Source organism: Methylorubrum subtropicum, from assembly GCF_038442325.1.
Taxonomy (GTDB): Bacteria; Pseudomonadota; Alphaproteobacteria; order Rhizobiales; family Beijerinckiaceae; genus Methylobacterium; species Methylobacterium subtropicum.
Map to the genome: position 1 here is coordinate 1 of NZ_JBBXMW010000052.1, position 1,038 is coordinate 1,038.

1 protein-coding gene is annotated in these 1,038 nt (G+C 72.5%); it reads right to left on the reverse strand.

Annotated features, from left to right (window positions below; genetic code table 11):
• Window positions 1-1,022 (reverse strand): ISAs1 family transposase (locus AAHG03_RS27020; protein WP_342154962.1); only part of this gene is annotated, 1,022 nt, incomplete at its 3' end.
• Between the last annotated feature and the right edge of the window lie 16 nt (window positions 1,023-1,038).

Here is a 1,038-nt window from a genome sequence, read left to right on the forward strand (position 1 = left end):
CGGCGCAGCAGGGCGAGGTTCTGGGCGGTGGTGACGTTGCGGGTGAGGATGTCGTCCTCGCGGAAGGCGACGTCGAGGAGCCAGTGCTGGTCGTTCTCAATGGACCAGTGGGCGCGCACTACCCGCAGAACTTCGGCGGGATCGAGTTCCTGCGAGAGGGCGACGTAGCGGGTCTGGAGCGGCTCGGCCTCGTCGGATGGGCCGCCGCCCTGCGTGCTGCGGCGCAGACCGTCGATGCGAGCGATGGCGCGCAGACCGGTGAAGTCGTAGCGCTCGGCCCAGTCCGGCACGGCTCGCACCCAGGCGCGGCGCTCCTCGTGGCGGCCATGGGCGGTCTGGCTGGTGCAGGCCGCCTCGTCGGGATCGGCCTTCCGCATCAACTCCTGGGCGGCGGCGTGCAGCGGACCGCGGTTGCCCTTGACGATCAGGGCGTAGTCGCCGCCCCGCTCCAGGATGGCAGCGGCCGTGGCGCGGTTGCCGTGCAGGGCGTCGGCGGTGACGACGGTGTCGCGCAGGTCGAGCAGGGCGATGATCTCGCGCGCGGCGGTGACCTCGCTGCGGTTGCGCGCGTCTCGCTGGGCCAGGACGAGGCGCTGCTCGGCGGCCCAGGCGGTGACGAGATGCAGCGGGGTCGAGCGGCCGGCGCTGCGCACGGCCCCGCGCAGGGACTTGCCGTCGAGGGCGACGACGCGCCGGTCCGGGCTGGCATCCTTGGACGCCGCCTTGTCGAGGGCCTCGGCGAAGGCAGCCATGAAGGTCCGGAAGGCGGCCTCGAAGGCGAGCGGGTCGAGCGCCTGGAACAGGCGGCTGAAGGTGTCGTGGCTGGGCGCGCCGTGGGCGAGGCGGACGAAGCGGCGCAGCAACGGCAGCTTGGCGCGGGTGAAGGTGGCGATGTCGACGCAAGTCTGGGCGCCGCACAGCGTGGCCGCCAGGGCGACCAGCAGAACCTCGTCCAGGGGATGGCGCGCGTTGGCGGCGCGCGGGTCCGGCACCGCCGAAAACAAACCCTGCACTTCCAGCATCGATCACCTCCTGTCT